At 41.4% G+C, this 6,155-nt stretch carries 6 protein-coding genes; 3 read left to right on the forward strand and 3 right to left on the reverse strand.

Translation table 11 applies throughout. From position 1 onward, the window contains the following. Window positions 1-105: 105 nt before the first annotated feature. The gene (locus tag RQ973_RS09355) at window positions 106-963 is read right to left on the reverse strand and encodes a DUF975 family protein (protein ID WP_311523817.1); all 858 of its coding nucleotides are present in this window, start codon (window positions 961-963) and stop codon (window positions 106-108) included. Between the two features lie 116 nt (window positions 964-1,079). On the opposite strand from RQ973_RS09355, the gene tgt reads away from it, so the two are divergent. From tgt to RQ973_RS09370, 3 genes are all read left to right on the forward strand, one after another. Further along, window positions 1,080-2,222 (forward strand): tRNA guanosine(34) transglycosylase Tgt, encoded by a 1,143-nt coding sequence (tgt, locus tag RQ973_RS09360; RefSeq protein WP_311523818.1) that lies wholly within the window; start codon window positions 1,080-1,082, stop codon window positions 2,220-2,222. A 132-nt stretch (window positions 2,223-2,354) separates the two neighbouring features. Then, window positions 2,355-4,172 (forward strand): acyltransferase family protein, encoded by a 1,818-nt coding sequence (locus RQ973_RS09365; RefSeq protein ID WP_311523820.1) that lies wholly within the window; start codon window positions 2,355-2,357, stop codon window positions 4,170-4,172. Between the two features lie 266 nt (window positions 4,173-4,438). Beyond that, a complete protein-coding gene (locus RQ973_RS09370) occupies window positions 4,439-4,780 on the forward strand; it encodes a metal-sulfur cluster assembly factor (protein WP_311523821.1) in 342 nt (113 codons plus the stop codon). 43 nt (window positions 4,781-4,823) lie between these two features. Here the strand turns inward: RQ973_RS09370 and RQ973_RS09375 are convergent, their stop codons facing one another. Next, window positions 4,824-5,192 (reverse strand): glyoxalase, encoded by a 369-nt coding sequence (locus tag RQ973_RS09375; protein WP_311523822.1) that lies wholly within the window; start codon window positions 5,190-5,192, stop codon window positions 4,824-4,826. Between the two features lie 106 nt (window positions 5,193-5,298). Continuing rightward, the coding region (locus RQ973_RS09380) for a dihydroxy-acid dehydratase (RefSeq protein WP_311523823.1) at window positions 5,299-6,155 on the reverse strand (857 nt) is incomplete at its 5' end.

The following is a 6,155-nucleotide window of genomic DNA, read 5'->3' on the forward strand; positions in this document are numbered from 1 at the left end:
TTGTCCTCTCCAGATGTTAGTTTTTATTCAACCCACTACAGTTGACAATGAGCCAATAAAAACAACCAGCACTTTCTATTGAGGTGCTGGTTTTAATCATTCACATTAAACTTTTCTCCGCTTGATTTCGAGTAATCTTTGATAAAAGAAGAATTGACTACTATAGATATAAGGGAAAGTAGGGATGCTCGCAATTCCGAAGCTGATCCAGATAAGGAGATACCAAGGAAGTAGCTGTAAATCAAGGACGAAGCGTTGGAACTTATAGCCTTTCATAAGGAAGCGACTGGTTTTGAGTACGCGGCTTGGCTTGGCAATTCCAATTGCAAGGGTATCGCAAAGGAGAAGCTCTACTTGGGAATAAGCGTAGTATTGTGGCAGATAGGCAATGGTTCCCAAAATCATCAGAAAGACGCTACCAAAGAAGTAGAGTGCAAAAGTGAGCAGAAAATGTTCGATATCTGAATTGGTGACGTCTACGGCTGGAAATTCGGGATGAAGTTCTACAAATTTACGAGCCATGGCACTGCTATAAAAGAGCAAGTAGACACCAAAAAGATTAGGGATGCTCCACAAAAAGAGATAGAAACGCTTGAGCAAGAGAGTCAGAAAGGTCTGGGTGAAGAAGCGGTTGTCAAGTAAGGACAGACTATCTTTAAAGGAAAGCTCTATCTCGGAAATTCTGTAAAGATTAATGGTTGTAAACAGAGCACCAGCTAGGATAATAGAACTTGTAAATCCTATTGCTAGAGGAAAGAGTGAGGACTGGATCAAGCTCATCAAAAAAGTAAAGAAGGATTGCTCAAGAATCCCCTCATCAAGTAAGGATAATGGGCTTATAAAGCTGGATAGAATCAGAAAAATGCTTGGTAATAAAAAGACAAGCAATAGACGTGGATGTTCAGCTTGAAACTGTTTAGCTTGTTGACGAACTTCTTTTAAATCAATTTTTGGGTATTTCATTCTTTCATTATACCATAGTTCGTGACAGTTCCTGTTTTTTTTGATAGAATCATACAGTATGCCCTTGGGCACAAAGTAAGAACTGGGACTGTCTTTCCCAGCTTCGGAGGTAAAAAATGTCAGATTCACCAATCAAATATCGTTTGATTAAAAAAGAAAAACACACGGGAGCTCGTCTGGGTGAGATTATCACGCCACACGGAACCTTCCCAACTCCTATGTTTATGCCAGTTGGTACTCAAGCAACGGTCAAAACCCAATCACCAGAAGAGTTGAAAGAGATGGGTTCAGGGATTATCCTCTCTAACACCTATCACTTGTGGCTTCGTCCTGGAGATGAACTCATTGCACGTGCAGGTGGGCTTCATAAGTTCATGAACTGGGATCAGCCTATCTTGACAGATAGTGGAGGTTTCCAAGTTTATTCCCTAGCAGATAGCCGTAACATTACAGAGGAAGGTGTGACCTTCAAAAACCACCTCAATGGTTCTAAAATGTTTCTATCACCTGAAAAAGCCATCTCTATCCAAAACAATCTAGGGTCAGACATTATGATGTCCTTTGACGAATGTCCTCAATTTTATCAGCCTTATGATTATGTGAAGAAGTCAATCGAGCGTACTAGCCGTTGGGCTGAGCGTGGGTTAAAGGCTCATCGTCGTCCCCATGACCAAGGTTTGTTTGGGATTGTACAAGGTGCAGGATTTGAAGATCTTCGTCGTCAGTCAGCTCATGACCTTGTCAGCATGGACTTCCCAGGATACTCTATCGGAGGGTTGGCAGTTGGAGAAACTCATGAAGAGATGAACGCAGTTTTGGACTTCACCACTCAACTCCTTCCTGAAAATAAACCTCGCTACTTGATGGGAGTGGGAGCGCCAGATAGCTTGATTGATGGGGTTATTCGTGGTGTGGATATGTTTGACTGTGTCTTGCCGACTCGTATCGCTCGTAACGGAACTTGTATGACAAGCCAAGGACGTTTGGTTGTCAAGAATGCCCAGTTTGCGGAGGACTTTACACCACTTGATCCTGAGTGTGATTGCTACACATGTAAGAACTACACCCGTGCCTACCTTCGTCACTTGCTCAAGGCTGATGAAACCTTTGGTATCCGCTTGACCAGTTACCATAACCTCTACTTCTTGCTCAATCTTATGAAGCAGGTTCGTCAGGCTATTATAGATGACAATCTCTTGGAATTCCGTGAGCATTTTGTTGAAAAATATGGCTACAATAAATCAGGTCGTAATTTCTAAGTTTAGTAGACTAAAGCTGAAATCCTAAGTTTTCTCTTAGGATTTTTCTTCTTTTTTTGATAAAATAAAGGTAGTATGGAATGAACATTAGATGGTTTTTTTACTACTCTAATGAACGGAGAATAAACTCGTATGCGTATAAAATGGTTTTCCTTGATTAGGATTACAGGCTTACTCTTGGTACTCTTGTACCATTTTTTTCAGACGGTTTTCCCAGGAGGTTTCTTTGGGGTTGACGTCTTCTTCACCTTTTCAGGTTTTCTAATTACGTCACTCCTGTTAGAAGAATTTGGACAAAAAGGTAAGATTGATATTCTAGGATTTTTTAGGAGACGTTTTTATCGGATTTTCCCTCCAGTCGTCTTGATGATTCTCGTCGTTATGCCCTTTACTTTCTTGGTTCGGCAGGATTATGTAGCCGGGATTGGTGGTCAGATTGCTGGTGTCCTTGGTTTTATGACTAACTTCTATGAAATGTTAACAGGAGGAAGTTATGAATCTCAGTTCATCCCCCATCTCTTTGTTCATAACTGGAGTTTAGCGGTTGAAGTTCATTACTATATCTTGTGGGGCTTGGCAGTTTGGTTCTTGTCCAAGCGGGTAAAATCATCTGGACAATTAAGAGGTCTAGTCTTTCTTCTATCATCAGCTGTCTTTATCATCGGTTTTCTTTCAATGTTTATCGGTAGCTTTATCGTTTCTTCCTACTCGACGCTCTACTTTTCTAGCTTTACTCACGTCTATCCTTTCTTTCTAGGCAGTATTTTGGCATCTTTGGTAGGTGTTCGTCAAACGACTACTCTTGTTAAGCGTTTAAATAATACCTGGGATTTGAAAAAGACCTTGCTAGTATTCGGGGCAGGTCTCGGAGTTTTGCTCTTATTGACCTTCTTCGTGAAATTCAATTATCTCTTTGCCTACTTGCTTGGCTTCTTGTTGGCAAGTTTAGCTGCACTTGCTATGATTCTTGCTACTCGAGTCTTGCATGAGAAAACACCAAATATTGAGGAGCCAAGGGTGATTAGCTTCCTAGCTGATACCAGTTACGCAGTATATCTCTTCCACTGGCCGTTTTATATTATTTTCTCCCAATTAATGGGAAATATACCAGCAGTGATTCTCACCACTATCTTCTCTTATCTCTTTGCAAGCCTTTCTTTCTATGTGATTGAACCTTTCATTGCAGGGAAGAACAGTAGCTTATTGCAAAAGGTAAAAGAAATTCCGCATATTCAACCAATCTTTGCGGGTAGCGTCGGTTTCCTTAGCTTGCTGACACTGATTGTGATGTTTATTGCTCCCCAAGTCGGTGCTTTTGAAACGGATTTGATGGTAAATGGCCTTAATCAAGCTCAAACCAATATCACCCGTACAAAAACCATGGCGGATCAAGCAGAAGCTAGTCGCTACAATATTGCCGAAGGTGTATCCATCATCGGAGATTCTGTAACCTTGCGTGCAACACCTGGACTTAAAGAGGTTCTACCAGACGCTCAGACAGATAGTCAAGTAAGCAGAAATACCAAGCAAGCCAATGCTATTATGCTCAATCACAGTCAGAATAAAGTCCTCCCTAAAATAGTCGTTATTGCTACTGGAGTGAATAACCCTGAGGATTATAAGGCTGATATCGATTCTTTGATAACAAATCTACCTAAGGGACATCAACTTGTACTTATGACACCTTATGAGGGTGATACAACTCAAGCAACTCAGCCTTATGTAGAACAGTATGCTAGCTATGTGCGTGAAGTGGCTCAAAAGTATCCTTACATTGAGGTTGCAGACTGGAATCAGGTATCTAAAGATCATCCAGACATCTGGAAAGGAACGGATCAGGTTCACTTTGGAAGTGATAATGCCAAACTAGAAGAGGGAGCTAAGCTCTACGCAGAAACGATAGCATCAGCTATCAAGGCCTTGGCAGATAAACCTGTGAAGTCAAAATAATATTTAAAAAGTAGAGATGACCTTTTCTCTACTTTTTCTTTTTAGAAAGTATGTCTTAGAAACTCAATCATTGTCTGAGTTTATTTCTCTAACCTATGCCAATATCCCCTTGATCTAGGTTGTTAGCTCTTTGGGCAGTTTGGTCCAAACTATGACTAATTTCTAGTCTGTAGTTTTTATGGCAAATCCAGTCTTGATTGGGAAAGACTTGCCAAATTGTCAGAATTATGAGAAAATAGGTGCAGTTTACAAATGGAGGGAATGCAATGAGAGAAGATATCAAAATCAATGATCGTGCTTTAGCATTAGGGGATCAAATCATTGACAAGCTAGAAAAAGTTTACGATACAGATGTGGAACTAGATGTCTATAATCTTGGCTTGATTTACGAGATTCATTTGGACGAGGCTGGTCTTTGTACAATTGTCATGACCTTCACCGATACTGCCTGTGACTGTGCAGAAAGTTTACCCATCGAAATCGTGGCAGGTTTGAAACAGATTGAAGGAATTGAGGATGTCAGGGTTGAAGTTACCTGGTCACCTACCTGGAAGATTACACGCATCAGTCGCTATGGGCGTATAGCACTTGGACTACCACCGCGCTAAAAAACAAGAGCTCTCTGCTAATAAACAGAGAGCCTTTTTGTTATTAGATTCCTCTAACTGCAAAATAGTGTCCGCTTGGATTTGCAAAGTTAAAGTTAGGGAAAGGTTGAGTATTGATCGAACTAGTGGTATCAGTCACTGTAGCTAGGCGTTTATGAAGACCGTGAAGGTCTGCTGACTCAAAGAGTAGGCTAGGTTTCATATCAACTACCTCTGGCGATACCTGACGAATAAAGTCTTTGGCGTAGACAGTAAAATTCAGTGTACTGTCCGTGTGAGGTTTCATTTCAAAAGTTTCAAAACCCATAATTTCAGATTGATTAAAAACCTCAAAACCGATAGCAGACCAAAAGTTTCTCTCAGCTGCTACATCATCTACGTAGAGCATAATTCCTGTATTTTTTGAAAACATTGTCTCTCCTTCATAATCATAGTTAGAGCAATTATCTTATCACATTTCACGAGATAACACAAAGGATTAGAAAAAGCAGTCATTTAGCGACTGCTTATTTTTATAGTTATTTTTTACCAGATTGTTCCATATTCCAGAAGTCTGTAACGGCACCACGTGATGCAGAAGATACGGTATGGGCATATTTACCGAGGACACCACGGCTATAGAGTGGTGGCAAGGTTGTTTCTGCCTTACGTTTTTCAAGTTCTTCGTCAGATACAGCCATGGAAATTTCTTTAGTATCTTGGTCGACAGTGACGATATCACCTGTACGGAGGTAGGCGATTGGTCCACCATCCTGAGCTTCAGGAGCGATATGCCCAACAACCAGTCCATAAGTACCACCAGAGAAGCGTCCGTCTGTCAAGAGGGCTACCTTGTCTCCTTGACCTTTACCAACGATCATAGAAGAAAGTGACAGCATCTCAGGCATACCAGGACCACCCTTAGGTCCAACGAAACGAACAACGACAACGTCGCCATCAACGATTTCATCTGACAAGACAGCTTGGATAGCATCTTCTTCAGAATCAAATACCTTGGCTGGCCCAACGTGACGACGAACTTTAACACCGGACACCTTGGCAACTGCACCGTCAGGAGCAAGATTACCGTTCAAGATGATAAGCGGACCGTCCGCACGTTTTGGATTTTCCAATGGCATGATAACTTTTTGACCTGGTGTAAGGTCTACAAAGTCAGCTAAGTTCTCAGCAACAGTCTTACCAGTACATGTAATGCGGTCTCCATGAAGGAAACCATTTGCCAAGAGATATCTCATAACCGCAGGCACACCACCGACTTCGTAGAGGTCTTGGAAGACATACTGACCAGAAGGTTTCAAGTCGGCCAAGTGAGGCACACGTTCTTGGATCGTATTGAAGTCCTCAAGTGACAAGTCAACATTGGCAGCATGGGCAA

The sequence above is a fragment of the uncultured Streptococcus sp. genome (assembly GCF_963511325.1).
Lineage (GTDB): Bacteria > Bacillota > Bacilli > Lactobacillales > Streptococcaceae > Streptococcus.